The 14180-nt window shown below is 54.3% G+C and carries 15 protein-coding genes; all 15 read right to left on the bottom strand.

What is annotated here, in order from left to right; translation table 11 throughout:
• Positions 1-12: 12 nt before the first annotated feature.
• Positions 13-741 (bottom strand): hypothetical protein, encoded by a 729-nt coding sequence (locus J4772_RS27425; protein ID WP_209072289.1) that lies wholly within the window; start codon positions 739-741, stop codon positions 13-15.
• 13 nt (positions 742-754) lie between these two features.
• Positions 755-1240, bottom strand: a complete 486-nt coding sequence (locus J4772_RS27420; RefSeq protein WP_209072288.1) for a hypothetical protein — start codon at positions 1238-1240, stop codon at positions 755-757.
• A gap of 256 nt (positions 1241-1496) precedes the next feature.
• Positions 1497-2426, bottom strand: coding sequence for a BadF/BadG/BcrA/BcrD ATPase family protein (locus J4772_RS27415; protein ID WP_209072287.1), 930 nt, complete (start codon positions 2424-2426; stop codon positions 1497-1499).
• A 5-nt stretch (positions 2427-2431) separates the two neighbouring features.
• Positions 2432-3349, bottom strand: a complete 918-nt coding sequence (gene murQ / locus J4772_RS27410; protein WP_209072286.1) for an N-acetylmuramic acid 6-phosphate etherase — start codon at positions 3347-3349, stop codon at positions 2432-2434.
• Between the two features lie 21 nt (positions 3350-3370).
• Positions 3371-4246: a MurR/RpiR family transcriptional regulator gene (locus J4772_RS27405; protein ID WP_209072285.1), complete on the bottom strand. Its 876-nt coding sequence runs from the start codon at positions 4244-4246 to the stop codon at positions 3371-3373.
• Positions 4247-4283: 37 nt separating this feature from the next.
• Complete coding sequence (locus J4772_RS27400) at positions 4284-5108, bottom strand: carbohydrate ABC transporter permease (RefSeq protein WP_116063699.1); 825 nt, start codon at positions 5106-5108, stop codon at positions 4284-4286.
• Positions 5109-5128: 20 nt separating this feature from the next.
• Complete coding sequence (locus J4772_RS27395; protein ID WP_116063700.1) at positions 5129-6070, bottom strand: carbohydrate ABC transporter permease; 942 nt, start codon at positions 6068-6070, stop codon at positions 5129-5131.
• A 120-nt stretch (positions 6071-6190) separates the two neighbouring features.
• Positions 6191-7513, bottom strand: coding sequence for an ABC transporter substrate-binding protein (locus J4772_RS27390; protein ID WP_209072284.1), 1323 nt, complete (start codon positions 7511-7513; stop codon positions 6191-6193).
• 15 nt (positions 7514-7528) lie between these two features.
• Positions 7529-8671 carry a serine hydrolase domain-containing protein gene (locus J4772_RS27385; protein ID WP_209072283.1) on the bottom strand — a complete coding sequence of 381 codons (1143 nt, stop codon included), beginning with the start codon at positions 8669-8671 and terminating at the stop codon, positions 7529-7531.
• Between the two features lie 39 nt (positions 8672-8710).
• Complete coding sequence (locus J4772_RS27380) at positions 8711-9874, bottom strand: exo-beta-N-acetylmuramidase NamZ family protein (protein ID WP_209072282.1); 1164 nt, start codon at positions 9872-9874, stop codon at positions 8711-8713.
• Positions 9875-10194: 320 nt separating this feature from the next.
• Entirely contained in the window at positions 10195-10452 is a 258-nt protein-coding gene (locus J4772_RS27375) for a hypothetical protein (protein WP_209072281.1), read from the bottom strand.
• 65 nt (positions 10453-10517) lie between these two features.
• Complete coding sequence (locus tag J4772_RS27370) at positions 10518-11366, bottom strand: inositol monophosphatase family protein (RefSeq protein WP_209072280.1); 849 nt, start codon at positions 11364-11366, stop codon at positions 10518-10520.
• A gap of 229 nt (positions 11367-11595) precedes the next feature.
• The gene (gene fabI, locus J4772_RS27365) at positions 11596-12363 is read right to left on the bottom strand and encodes an enoyl-ACP reductase FabI (RefSeq protein ID WP_209072279.1); all 768 of its coding nucleotides are present in this window, start codon (positions 12361-12363) and stop codon (positions 11596-11598) included.
• 141 nt (positions 12364-12504) lie between these two features.
• Positions 12505-13518, bottom strand: a complete 1014-nt coding sequence (uvsE, locus tag J4772_RS27360; protein ID WP_209072278.1) for a UV DNA damage repair endonuclease UvsE — start codon at positions 13516-13518, stop codon at positions 12505-12507.
• Between the two features lie 31 nt (positions 13519-13549).
• On the bottom strand, positions 13550-13867 hold the full coding sequence (locus tag J4772_RS27355; protein WP_116063708.1) for a hypothetical protein: 318 nt from the start codon (positions 13865-13867) through the stop codon (positions 13550-13552).
• Between the last annotated feature and the right edge of the window lie 313 nt (positions 13868-14180).

Raw genomic sequence — 14180 nt, 5'->3', positions numbered from 1 at the left:
TCATCAATCTCCTCAAGGTTTGTATTTTTTGCTCCAATGGATATTGGATAAGTTGATTTTCTGGCCATCCACATGGCCGGAGTAAATGCCTTGCAAAGTAAATAAGTAATAATCCACCTGTTCGAGTCTGTTCAGCGCATCGTAAAATTGGAAAATCGTCAAGTCGAAAACATTAAAAATGCTTACGCCGCTCGACTTCCAAGCGACACCCGAAATTTTGCTGGCCAGGTCGAAGATTTGCTCTTTGCGGCTTAAAATCTCCTGTTTGCCCTTCTGCAGCTTCTCGATCAGCGCTTTAGCTTTGGCGTTCCCTGGGCTGAACTGCTCGCGCTGGAACTGGATGTTATGGGAATACATAATCAGACTTTGAAAATAGTCAAAGCTGCCGTCATCCAGCCGCATATCCGGATCGTCCAGAAAATAAATAAGAGCCCCGTCGGGGCTTTCCCGCAGCGTTGGCTCCATTCCGAAAAACAATTCCAATCCCTGCTTCGCCTTGCTCCAGAACGCTTCATTCAACATGCAATTAAGCGCAAAAAGCTCGAAGTTGGTCACTCGGCTGGCCGCCAGCTCCTCCAACGAAGCTTTATTAACGAGCAACACTGAAATCAATGCATCGTACTTCCTACTCCCAATGTTCGCGATCGTTCGAAGCGTGGGAACGCTGAACGACAGTTGGTTGCCCAAGTCTACGGACAGCCCTGCGAGCAGCTTTAACTCAATGTCATGATCCATTCTCATTCACCGCAATCCATTAGCCGAAGTCGACAGGTCGATACTTCAGGGAAACTCCGTAGTGATTTTCATTCAAGCTAATCTCGTTCATCCCGGCAAATTGCAGACGACCGATTCCGATGCTTCTTTCCAGACTCAGCATTTCATCGATTTCCGCAGCGATATGATCGGTTCGCAACAGCTCATAGGCGGTCCGCTGCAATCCCTTATGCGCCAGAACCTCGATCGTGAGAAAACCGGCTCGTATAACCGAGCTTCCAACTCCGTTAAAATCATTCAACGAAATCGTAATCCACGCTCTGGCCTCGTTCTCGTTACCAGATTCAACCGGCTTGTACGGATACAGATAAATACGATCGTGCAGCAGTTGCTCAGGATTCGCCATTTCCGGCTGATCCAAATAATCGCTGTCCGAATAAAACAAACCTTTGCAAATGTTCGAATTGCCGATCAGCCTCTGAGCAACGATCGTTTTATACGCTGCCAATTCCCCTAATCTGGACATCTAACCCTCCTTTCCTCGTTGCCCGGTCAACATGATCCGCTAAGCGAATCGCCAGCCTGCTGTTGCCCCTCGGGTTCCTTGATTGGTTGTTTCAACTATAGGTGGCAATCGTACGACAAATACAAAAAAGAGGATGTCCCATAAGCAGAGCTGCTTCAGATGATCGATAAATAAAAAAGTGTATATACCTTCCGGAGGGAGATATATACACCTTGCACCTTTATTATCGATTATCTATCACAGCAACATGACATGCTTACGAGACAGCCCCGCGAGAGGACAACAAAGCGATCTTAGCCGCGCCGTAAGCGGCATTGCGAGTGGGCTTGATGGCCTCAATCGGAAAGCCGCCTGCGGAGACCTGTTGGACAAAACGTTCGTATACGACATCGATCCGGGAGAAGACGCCGCCGCTGCACACAAGGGGAATCGGCCGAACATCGAACCGAAGCTTGCCGAGCACCGTCTGCGCCATTAAGGCAAGCTCGTCCGCCGCTTCGGTCAGAATGTGCGCCGCCTTCTGGTCACCCGCCAGATAGGCCTCGTTCACGATCCGAGCCAGCGCTGCGATATGCTGCTTTCCTGCCTGACGATAGACGAAGGAAATAAACTGCTCCGGGCTCTCAATGCCGATCGCCTCCATCAGCCGAGGCAGCAGCTCTGTCGGCGGCTCGCGGCCGTCGAAGCTTCGCATGGCGGCGGCGACGGCGCGGGAGGCAATCGCGTAGCCGCTTCCCTCGTCGCCGATGAGATGGCCCCAGCCTCCGGCGCGACAGACGCGGCCGTCCCGATCCCGCCCGAACGCCAGCGATCCCGTTCCGGCAATGACAACGACGCCTTCCCGCCCTTCGCATCCGGCGGCCAGCGCATTCTCGGCATCGTTGGTCACCTCGACGATACCGCGAAGACCAAGCTCTCTGAGCATGCCTTCAATGATTGCCCGCTCATCGCTCCTGGCGGCTCCCGCCGCGCCAATGCAGAGCGCTCGGCAATTCGCCAGCGGCATCCCGGAACGGTCCGCCGCCCGGAAGAGCAGCTCTTTTAGCTCCGCTTGCACAGCTTCTTTACCGGTCGCATTGAGATTAAGAGGTCCGCCGTCCAGCTCCACGATGAAATTGCCGTCACAGTCCATCATATGAAGCAGACTCTTCGTTCCCCCGCCGTCGATTCCAATGACATACTCCATCGGCATTATTCCCGGGAAGCCGTTCGCACGACTTCGATCGCGCGCTTGACGAATCCGGAAGCTTCTCCAAGAGCCGCTCTGGCAGCCTCGCAGTCGCGCCCCGTCTCCAGCATCACGATTGCCGTTTTGACGTGATTGTCGGTTGCCTTCATGGCAAGGCTCGCCTCCTCGTAACCGGCTCCCGTCGCTTCCATGACAATTCGAAGCGATCTTTCTCTCAGCTTTTGATTGCTCGCGTGCAGATCCATCATCAAGTTCTGATAGACCTTGCCAAGCCGAATCATCGCGGTCGTCGATATCATGTTCAGGATCAGCTTTTGCGCGGTTGCGGCTTTCAGACGGGTCGATCCGGTCAGAATCTCAGGTCCGACTTCAACCTCGATTGCATGATCGGCGTATGAACTGACGAGCGAATCCTTATTGCAGGCTACCGAAACGGTCGTTGCGCCCGCTTGTCGCGCATATTGAAGCGCGCCCTTGGCGTATGGCGTGCGGCCGCTGGCCGTCAAACCGACCACGACATCGTTCGCGGTCAGAACGATTCGCTTCAGATCGCTCACGGCGAGCTCCTCGTCGTCCTCCGCTCCTTCTACAGCTTTGATGAACGCGCCTTCTCCACCGGCGATTAGTCCGATCACGGTATTGAAGTCCACGCCGAAGGTCGGCGGACATTCGGAGGCGTCCAGCACGCCGATGCGCCCGCTCGTGCCCGCTCCGACATAGACGAGCCTTCCCTGCTTCTCCATAGAAGACACGATAGCCGCAATCGCCCGCTCAATAGCCGGAAGCTCCTTTTTCACCGCCAGTGCGACGGTCTGATCCTCTTCGTTCATAATTTCTATAATTTCTTTTATGCTTAACTCGCTCAGATCGCGCGTTCGCGCGTTTCTCTGTTCTGTAACGAGACGCTCTAGTCTTTCCATAACAGTATGTCCTCCTATAAATCAGTCCGTTCTCGTATTGCGCTTCGATATCGCTACGGCTTTTCTCGTTTTCTCCAGCATGTTGACATTCTCTTCGTAATCCACCTGAGCGACGCCGACATACAAAATGTCGATGACGTTTAATTGCGTGATCCGCGAGGCCATCGCCCCGCTTCGAATGCTTTTTTCCATCGAGCTTGTAAACAGCCGGATGTCCGCAAGATCGGAAATCGGGTTGCTTCCGAACTTGGTTAGAGAGATTACGCAGGCTCCGTTTTCCTTGGCGATGCCGAGCGAACGAATCACGTCCTCCGTCTGGCCGGAGTAGGAGATGCCGAATGCCACATCCCCTTCCTGCAGTAGGGCCGCGTAGGTCGCTTGCGTATTAAAATCGAAGGCTGCCGTGCACCAGCGGGCAATCCGCGTCAGCTTCTGCATGAAGTCCTCCGCGATCACAGCCGACGCTCCTACTCCGAAAATGCAGATTTTTCGCGCCTTTCCCAGCTTCTCGATCGCCTTCTCGACCTCTTCGACAGACAGCACCGACAACGTGTCCTGAATCGACTGCATATTGTTATGGGAGATGGAGTCGATCAAGGTCGACACCATTCCGTTCAGTTGGATTTCCTGATAGGCGTCCGTTTCCATCGCCGTGCGGGACGTCTGGGCCAGATCGGCGACGATTCGCATTTTCAGCTCCTGGTAGCCTTTAAAGTGGAGAGAGCGCGAAAGCCTGACGATCGTCGCTTCGCTGACGCCCGTCGTTTGCGCCAGCTTCTGAACGGACATCTTTACGGTTAGCTCCGGATTGTCCAGAATGTATTCCGCAACGATTCTTTCCTGCGGCTTAAGCTGCGTCAGCGCCGCTTTAATCGAGATAAGTGCCCCGTGCATCATAGAAACCCCACCTTAAATTGTCAGTCTGGACTAACCGTTATTTCACCGCTCCTGCCGTAAGACCGTCCATAAATTGGCGGGAAGCAAAGGCGAATATCAGAATCATCGGCAAGGACGATAGCGTCAGTCCCGCGAACAGGACGCTCCAGTCGGTCGTAAACTCCCCGAACAATTGCTGCATCGCAAGCGGAATGGTCTTCTTCCCTTCTGTCTGAATAAAAATCATCGGGAAGAAAAATTCGTTCCACACTCCGATAAAGTTAATAATCGTCACGGTGCCTATGGCCGGCTTCATCAGCGGAACGAGAATTTTCATCAGCAGTCCCGCATTGGTGCATCCGTCGATCTTGGCCGCCTCCTCCAGCTCCTTAGGCAAGGTGCGGAAGAAGCCCGCCAAAATCAGTACGGCCATCGGCAATCCCGAGCCGACATGAATCAGAATGACGGACCAGGGCGAATCGACCAGGTTCAGATCCTGAATCAGCAGAAACAGCGGAACCAGACCGAGCTTGATCGGCAGCATCATCCCGATGAGAAAATAGAAGAACAGCAAACCGTTCCATTTAAATTGAAATCTTGCAATATAGTAAGACACCATTACGCTGAACACAATGACCAGCAGCAAGCTCATAATGCTGATGTACGCGCTGTTGAACACGTATTTGGCGTAATCCAGCTCCAGGAACAGCTTCTCGTAGGAGACAAACGTCAGCTTGCTCGGCAGTTCCAGCGGCTTCGTCAAAATTTCAATATTGGGCTTGAGCGACGAAATCAGCATCAGCGCCAGCGGAAAGAGCGAAAGGAGCGCATATCCGATTGCGGCCGTGTATAACAGGCTTCGCCTCATCATTTTCATGCTCATGGATTCCTTGGCTCCTTTCGTTAAGTCTGTTCCCGCTTATTGACATAGCGCATAAACAGAGCGGATATCGTCGCGATAATGACAAACATGACCACCGCAAGCGCGGAGCCGATTCCCAGGGAGCCTGCGTCTCCGCCACTGGTTCCGAATGCCGTACGGTAGAAGAAGACGGCCAGCAAATCTGTCGAATAATACGGCTCGCCCATAGAACCCTGCATGGCGAACACGAGCTCGAACGCCTCGAATGACTGAATAAAGGTCATGACAATGACGATCACAAGCGGCTGGAACATCATCGGCAGCACGACGGAACGGATTAGTTTAAGACCCGTTGCTCCGTCCAGCTTCGCCGCTTCAAGCACCTCGACGGAGATCGATTGCAATCCCGCCAGAAGAATCAACATGTAGAAACCGATGGCAAACCAGGAGTTGATCAGCGCAATGGCCGTCAACGCCGTATCCGGATTGCCCAGCCAGGCAGTCGCCCAAGAGTCCAGCCCGACCGCGCGCAGTGTGGCATTCAGAACGCCGATGTTCGGGTTCAGAATCAACTTCCAGAGGAAGCCGACGACGATAATCGATAATAGACGCGGCAGGAAGTAGGCAACCTTGAAGAAAGAGACGCCTTTTATCTTTTTGTATATCACGTACGCCAAGGCGAACGCAATCGTATTCTGCACGAGCATCTCGATCATGAAGTAATACACGTTGTGCGACAAGGCATTCCAGAACATCGTGTTGTACGGCTCTTCCATAAACAGCCGCTTGTAGTTCTCGAACTGGTTAAACCCTCCCATCACCAGTCCCTTCCATTCGAACAGACTGTAAGTGAAGGCTGCCAGAATCGGATATACGATAAAAATCGTATAAATCGCGACGGCAGGAAGCGGAAACAAATGAACAAGCCATTTTTTGCGCATACCGCCGCGAATGTCCAGGCTATCGTTATTCGCCTTTCCCATAGGCTTTATCCACCTCGCATTTGCATAAATCCGATAACGAACGGCCGCGGTTCGCGATCTCTTTCCCGAATGATCCCGTCCAAACCGCGGCCGTCAATGTTGCGGAATTGATAATTTCGTTTACTTGTTAAACCAGGTATCCACGCTCTTCTGTACTTCAGCCGCAACCTGCTCCGGAGTCAGCTTGCCCAGATACATCGCTTGCAAGGAATTTTCCAATGTCGATTTTGTTGTAGGATTCCCGTTGTTCAGCGCTGTGACGGCCAAGTACGGAGTCGCATTTGTGCCGGAAAGCTGTGCGATTTCATTGACCAGCGCGTTGTCCGTAGACGTTCCCGGAATCGGAGACGGAGACTTCGTGTGATCGAGAATCAGGTTGCCGTACGCTTCGGTCGTCATGAACTCCAACACTTTGCGGGCAGCCTCTTTGTTTTTGGCCGATTTGTTCAGAGCGAACGAGCCGTCAACCCAAGTCGATACCGAACCTTTGCCGCCGGCTTCGACCGGAGGAACCGGGAATACGCCGATTTGCAGATCCGGATTCAGTCCGAGAATGGACGCGATCTCGAAGTGACCGTTAATGACCATGCCGGTTTGTCCGGTAGCGAACAAGGTGCGGATATCCTCCATGCCAAGTCCTTCGAAGTTGGCCGGGAAGTATGGCTGCAAGTCTTTCATCGCTTGAATCGAACGAATATATTCCGGGCTGTCCAGCTTCGCTTCGCCGGCCAGGAACTTATCGACGAACTCCGTGCCGCCGTAGAACTGCGGACCGACTGCGCCGTGCATGAGCGACAACACCCAGCCTTCCTTGGAGCCGAAGGCAAGAGGCGTAACGCTTGCCGCTTTCAGCTTCTCGGCGGTTTGAATGAATTCATCCCAGGTTTGCGGCACTTGCAGACCGTTCTTCTCGAAAATTTCCTTGTTGTACAAAATTTGCGTAGAGCTCAGCATGTAAGGTACGCCATATTGCTTGCCGTCCGACCCCTGCGCAGCAGCAAGCTGAGCCGGCGTGAACTTGTCTAGCCCCGTCAGTCCGTCGATCGGGTCCAGATAGCCTGCATCGGCTACTGCTTTGCCGCCCGCGTAAGGGCGAAGGTGAATGATGTCGGCAGCCGTTCCCGTGTTCAAGTTCAGGTTAAGCGTCGTATTATATTCGGTCGCCTTGACCGGCTGATAGTCGATCACAATTTCCGGAGACGTCTTGTTCAGTTCCTCCTGAAGCTTCTTGTAAAATTGCTGCTCGCTGGATTCTGCGCGCCATGACGTTACCGTTACGGTTACCTTGTCTCCGCCGGCAGGAGCGCTCGCCGAGCCTGAAGGGGCGGGAGAGGCGCTGCCGCCGCTATTGCCGCCGTTATTTTCCTTGCCGCCGCCGCAAGCGGCCAAAACCATAGACAGAATCAAAATCAGCATCGCCGTGGATTGAACTTTCATTTTCATTCGAAAATCCTCCTGTCAATTCGATTGGATTGGATTAGGGTACTTCTCAGCCTGCTCGACCAGCGAGCGAACGACTGCATCATGCAACGACTGCCTGAGTCCGGTAATGTTTTGCTGTCTTCCGTAATGAACGCGATTCGTCAGAAGCACGACGGCTAACTGGCGACCGGGGTCCACATAAAGACTTGTTCCGGTAAATCCGGTATGGCCGAAGGCTCCCGAAGTCATCCAAGCTCCCGATACATCCGCAGTATCTCCCTTAAGCACCCAGCCGAGCCCTCTTCGGGACGAGTCCGCCCCGCCGGTTTGAAGCCTGATCGCTTCCTTCGCCAGCGAATCCGGCAGCAGGGAAGCTTCGCCGCTCCCGATGTTCAGCCATAGCTGGGCGTATTTGAGCAAATCTCCAGCCGTGGAGAACAGACCGGCATGACCGCTCACGCCTCCCAAAGCACGGGCATTCTCGTCATGAACGATTCCTCGCCAGTAGCCTCCGAGCTCCTCCGACCATTCCGTGGCCGCAATCTCATCCAGCTTGGCCGGGTCGGGACAGAATCCGGTGTTCGACATTCCCAGAGGTGCGAACAGGTAACGCTTGGCTGATTCGTCCAGGGGCATACCATACAAGCGAGAGGCGATCGCGCCAAGTATGATAAAGCCCAAATCGCTGTATACCGCCGTTTCTGAAGGCTTCTCTATCGAAAGCTCACTCCCGATAAAGGTCAATATGCGTTCCAAACTCCAAGGTAAACTGTGAAAATCGTACGTAGCCGGCAAGCCGGAAGTGTGAGCAAGCAGTTGGCGAATCGTGATTCGCGCAGCTCTGTCGCTGCGAAGCTCCGGCACGTACATGGACGCTTCGTCGTCCAGACGGAGCCGCCCTTGGCCTCCCAACTGCAGGATAAGCGGCAGCGTTGCCGCAACTTTCGTCAGAGAAGCGCAATCATAGAGCGTGTTCGGGCCGGTGGGGCGCTCCTGCAGCCCGGTTGCCGCAGCTCCGGCCGCATAGCGGATCAGATTGCCCCGATAATAGATGGCGACGGATGCGCCGGGGATAAGTCTCTCTCTAATCGCCTCGACAATCGGTCTCCTGATTCCAGCGCCCGCTTCCTCGGATAGCGTCCAGCCGGAGCCTGCTTCCACAGACCAGTACTCGTTCATGTCCGGCAGCTCCTCTCCGTCGCAAGCCTCTGCTCAAGCCTAGTCCTCATATAGCAAGTAAATCTCGCGAGCCTCTTCCCAATCGCGGGACTGCTTTCTCCATGAGGCCGCAATGTCCTTCAGCGCTTCCGGCTCGGCAATCCGAAGGCGAACCTCGTCGCTGCCGCTGAGAATATCGATAAAGGTTTTGCCGTCCTCGCTCCCGCGCCATTCGAATTCGTTCGGATGCATCGCGACGATATGATGAAGCATCGTCAGCCCGCTCTCGACGGAATGAAAACCTTCCTTATCCGTTACGTAAGTGTACACGCCCTGGCAAAGCTCGCCCGCATGCTTCTGGAAAGTAGGTGTAAAAGTAACCGGATGATAGCGCACCCCCGGCACTTCCAGCGCATTCAGCGTGTCGCAGAGCCGGCGATGATCCAGCCAGGGCGCCCCGATCAGCTCGAACGGCCGTGTCGTGCCTCTTCCTTCCGAGAGATTCGTTCCCTCGAACAAGCAATTGCCTCCGTAAATCCGCACCGTGTCGATGGTCGGCATATTCGGGGATGGCATAATCCACGGCAGCCCCGTAGCGGTGTACTCCATCGAACGCCGCCAGCCTTGCAGAGGAATCACTTCCAGCTCGCACTTTTTCTCGGCTTGGGCGTTGACTAGGCGGGCAAACTCGCCGATCGTCATACCGCTAAGCACCGGCATCCTCCATGCTCCGACCATCGAATGGAAGTCATCGTGCAGCAGTCCTCCTTCAACCCGGTGTCCGCCGAGCGGATTCGGCCTATCCAGCACGATGAGCCGGACGCCGTGCTCCGCACATGCCGACATAACGTATACAAGCGTACTCAGGTAAGTGTAGAAACGAACTCCCAAATCTTGAATATCGAAGACGACGGCATCTAGTCCCTGCAAACTTTGAGCGGTCGGAACGCGGTTTTCTCCATACAGGCTGTACACAGGAAGGCCATATTCCTCGTCTATATGATCCTCGAACTTCACGCCCGCCTGCAGCTCGTTGCGCAACCCGTGCTCGCAAGCGAAGAAAGCGCTTAACTTAGCACCCTTAATACTAGCGCACACCTCAATCGTCGAACGAAACTCGGAATCGATCCCCGTCGGATTTGTCAGAAGCGCAAAGTTGCACCCCTTCAAACTTCCGCTTAGTTGCCCAACCTGATCGGCGCCGACCTTAACGCCGTTCCCCATACTGTCCCCCCCTTTGTTAATTGCGTTTCCGTCTGTCTATCCTGATAGGTCCCTGCGAGAACAGTATAATGTTTACGAAATATAATTTCAACAATAAAATATAATTCATGAAATATTTTTTCTAAACTTCATAAACCCGCCCTGCCTGAAGTTATCAAGTTTTCCCGAAAAAGCGCCATCTTATTTCCATTATTCGAAGACTTCTTTCCAAGCGTAAGCTTATAGAGGCACGCACAAAAAAACCGCAAAAAGGTCCAATGACTTGTTGGACCTTTTGCGGTTTATCGAAGCCAAGCCCGTTAAAGCGAAACAGCTTTCGCTCAGGCTTGCCCGTCCTTTTTGGTCTTGTCGTCGGCGCTAACGTCGACTTTGTCATACCTGCCGTCGACCTCGCGAGCGATGCTGCGGTAGGCGATCGTCTCTTCGACGATCGGATCGACGTTCGCCTGGATACGAATTTCCCACTTGGGAGGCAGTCGCTTGGCTGCTCTGGCGCCCGCTTCTTCCTCGTCCGTCTCGGCGGCAGGCTCCTCGCTCAATTGACGGGCCAGCAGTTCCTCGGCTTCGTCTCGCTCCATTTTCGTTCGCCCCCCTTCGTCCCTAGGATGGTCGAAAACAACTTTTCTCATGTGTCACTTATAAGTTACACATCCGCCGCTTTCAGCTCTCGGCTCAGCTCGTCATGAATCCGACCGTTGGTCGCCAGTACGTTGCGAACGGCAAGCTGATACGGTTCGCCGCCAAAATCGGACATACGACCGCCCGCTTCCTCGACGAGCAGCGAGCCCGCTGCGATATCCCATGCGCTCAGGTTATGCTCCCAGAATCCGGACAGGCGGCCCGCAGCCACGTAGGCGAGATGCAGAGCAGCCGAGCCCGCCACGCGAAGATTGCGCACCTTCGGCGCGATCGCCTGAATATCTCTCAGATTGGCCGGCAGCGCCTCCTGAGGGTCCGCCGGAAAACCGGTCGCGACCAAGCTTTGGCTAAGCGTCGCTTCCTGCGACACGTCCATTTTTTTCCCATGCACGTATGCGCCCTTCCCTCTTTCCGCAACGAATAGCTCGTCTCGCGAAGGGTCGTATACGACTCCGACGATCACCTGACCGCGATGGGCCAGCGCAATCGAAACTGAGAAGAACGGAAAACCGTGCACATAGTTTGTCGTCCCGTCCACCGGATCGACGATCCACAAATACTCGGCGTCCCTGACCGCTTCCAGCGCCTTGGCAGAGGCTAACGGCCCCGGCTCCACGCCCTCTTCTCCCAAAAACGCATGGTTCGGAAAATGGGTGCCGATCAGGTTGCGAATCATTCTCTCCGCGCCCTTGTCCACTTCCGTGACCAGGTCCTGCGCGGAATATTTCGTATCCAGTTGGGTGATATTGCCGCTCTTGCTTTTAATCCACTCCCCGGCTTTGGCCGCGCAATTGACGGCTACCGCGGTGAAGCTCTTGCCGCCGATGACGCTTTCCGGTTGATTGGCGCTCATGATTTCATCCCTCTAATCTTCGAAATCGGTTGCAAGGACCAGGTTGTCCTTCTTCTAATCATATACGAAAACGACGTTGAGCGGTTGCGACGTTTGCTTACGAACCGCCTTATTTTTCGCCCGACTTTTGGCGTTTCCGCTTATCGTTTCCGGTTTGACCCTATTTTATCTGAAAAAAGAGCCTTCCCGCACATTCGCGAGAAAAGCTCCCCTCCCATCTCGACCTCTATCAGCCTACAATATTATAGCCGTTGTCGACATGAATCACTTCGCCTGTAACTCCCCGCGCCAATTGGCTCATCAGGAACATCGCAGTGTCGCCGACTTCGGCGGCTTCCGTGTTGCGACGCAGCGGCGCCTTCTCTTCGACATGCTTCAGAATCGTGTTGAAGCCTGCGATTCCTTTGGCCGCAAGCGTACGGATCGGGCCGGCGGAAATCGCGTTCACGCGAATGTTGCTTGGTCCGAGATCGCTGGCGAGATAGCGTACCGACGCTTCCAGAGCGGCTTTGGCGACACCCATGACATTGTAGTTTTGCAGCGTGCGCTCCGCGCCAAGATAGGTCAGCGTAACGATGCTGCCGCCTTCGGTCATAAGCGGATATAGTCTTTGCGCGACAGCGGTCAGCGAGTACACGCTGACATCGTGAGCAAGGGCAAAGCCCCCGCGTGATGTGTTAACGTACAAACCGTCCAGCTCCTCCGCCTTCGCGAAAGCGATACAGTGCGCCAAGCCGTGGACGACGCCAACCTCTTCCTTCAAGCGTGCGGCCAAGCCTTCGATCTCCTCGTCGGAGGACACGTTGCATTGGAGCGTCAGCGAGCCTTCAATCGTGTTCGACAGCTTTTTGACCCGTTCCTCTACCCGCTCGTTCTCGTATGTAAAAATCAGTCTGGCACCTTGAGATGCAAGCGCTTGCGCTATGGCCCAGGCAATGCTCCGCTCGTTGGCGACGCCCATAACCACGATATTTTTCCCCTCTAACAATCCGTTCATCCGCGGAAATCCCCCTCTTCGCAAGTAAGGACGCCCCTCGTCCCCACATGGCCGGACAAGCATCCTTCGTTTTCAACGTACCTTATTTCCCCAATGATTGCAACAGCGAAAATACAGAGATCGGAAAGCCTTCGCGCCCGCTCAGCCTCCGACCTCCACCGTTCCCCCGTCGACTACCCGAATCGGATGTCCTTCCCCTTCCAGCATACGAAAATGTTCCATCAGCCGGAACAGCGCATCATCCTTTTTCTTCGCCTCGATCATCACGTCCAGAGCAGGCGTCGCTGCCGCAATCCGGTACAAAAAATCCAGCAACGGCCCCGGTTCGACGTAATCGGCATGGCCGCGAGGGTCCGAATCGCTTTTGGGACTTGAGACGTGAATTTTGGGCGGCAGCTTCAGCTCGGAGTCGGCAGCATGAACGACATTCCACTCGAGCCTGTCCCACGTCTGCATAATTCTCGGCCACAGCTTCTCCGCCGTCTCGCTTCCCCGATTCACCGCATCATGATGAATGTCGAGCACCATCGGGACGCCGACCTCTTCGGCAATAGCCAGCGTTTCGGGAGCCGTGAACGTTTTATCGTCGTTTTCCAGGGTAATGCGCTTCGCAATTCTCGGCTCAAGAAGGCTGAATTGATCGACGAATCTTTTTCCCGCCACCATCTTGTCTCCGTAGCTGCCCCCAACGTGAATGTTGTTCAGCGCACGCCCGTCCAGCCTCATCGCTTCAAGCATCCGGACGTGATGGTCGAGATCGTTCACCGACTTCTCGAACACATCCTTGCGCGGCGTATTAATCACCGTAAAATGATCCGGGTGAAAGGACACCCGCATCCTTTGCTTGCGCACAAAATCCCCGACCTCTGCGAACGACGCCGCAAGGACGGGGTACGGATTCCAGTCTCGCAGCTCCTCATGGGTAGCCAGCGGGATCAGCTTAGAGGTCATCCGATAAACATGGACGCCCATATAACGATTATGCTTCAGCAGACGCAGCGTATTGCGCAAATTTCCCTCCGCCAGCTTCTCGAGTCTGCGCAGTCCCGCCTCCCGATCCGCAAGCTTGGAGAAGTTCGCCATCGTCATCGTTCGAGAGGGCGAAGCATTTTCCAGTTGTACAGACATTGCCACATAACCGAAACGGACCAGCATGCTCGTTCACCCCCGGATTTGCTTGAGGGTTCTAGGATTGCTCTCCGAAGAACATTTCATGTGCGAGCGCCGTCTGAACTCTGGCTTCTTCCTCGGTCAAGCGGCGAACCAGCTCCATCTCCACCTGAGTAATCTCCTCGCCCTGGAAGTTGATCTCCGCAATCGACACTAAAATGCGCACGATGGCTACCGCCTGATTATCGGGTGTATAAGCGATCACCTTCTGACCTGTCGGATAGACGCGAAACTGCTTTTTGACCATTTTGCCGCGGCCATACTCCAACAGTTCGTATAACTCCTGCTCGGATTTAAATTTGCATACCGAATTGAATTCCGATTGAAAACCCATGATGGCATTCCTCCTGTCTCGATAGCGCGCCAATACCCCTTACGGTTACGCGCCTTTCCTGACCATTATTATACCCTTCAGAAGGAATGCGGGAAAGCGAACATGGCGAAAAGAACTAATCGGCGGTTGCTACTTGTGCTGATGCTGGAGTTTTGGGGGCTCAGCTTCGGTGGCGGTTTCGGTTCAGTTTCGCTTCGGTTGTGGTAGCGGTTGCGGTGGCGGTTTCAGTTACAGCTGCGGGTTCAACGTCGGACCCAATTTTCGTTTGCCGCATCCGTCCCGTAACGGATTAATTGGCAGCCTTCTTGTGGAT

Source organism: Cohnella sp. LGH, assembly GCF_017671885.1.
In the GTDB taxonomy this organism is placed as follows: Bacteria; Bacillota; Bacilli; order Paenibacillales; family Paenibacillaceae; genus Cohnella; species Cohnella phaseoli.
Note: the sequence above shows the minus strand (reverse complement) of the source record. Positions and strands in the feature narration are given on the sequence as shown.